1 protein-coding gene is annotated in these 261 nt (G+C 59.4%); it reads right to left on the bottom strand.

Translation table 11 applies throughout. From position 1 onward, the window contains the following. A partial coding sequence (locus tag K5E40_RS34670) for a contractile injection system protein, VgrG/Pvc8 family (RefSeq protein WP_260456263.1) occupies positions 1-261 on the bottom strand: 261 nt, incomplete at both ends.

Here is a 261-nt window from a genome sequence, read left to right as displayed (position 1 = left end):
AATGCCATGACCTTTGAGCACCTGCGCGATGATCTGCGGCACGGTCATGCGCTGGAAAATCCGCTGATCGTGGCTGAACTGCAAATAGTGCAGCGCCGGCACCAGCGTCAGGTGGTAACGAGTCAGACGCTTGCCGGCCTCGCCAACCAGCACGTCTTCGATGCGCCCGTGAATGCCTTCGCCGTTATGGCCAAATTGCAGAAACGCCGGTTGGCTGAGCAAGCTCTCCAGATCGAAGTCCGGGTGCTCGCTGACCAGTTC

It is taken from the genome of Pseudomonas baetica (assembly GCF_019733355.1).
In the GTDB taxonomy this organism is placed as follows: domain Bacteria; phylum Pseudomonadota; class Gammaproteobacteria; order Pseudomonadales; family Pseudomonadaceae; genus Aquipseudomonas; species Aquipseudomonas baetica_A.
Note: the sequence above shows the minus strand (reverse complement) of the source record. Positions and strands in the feature narration are given on the sequence as shown.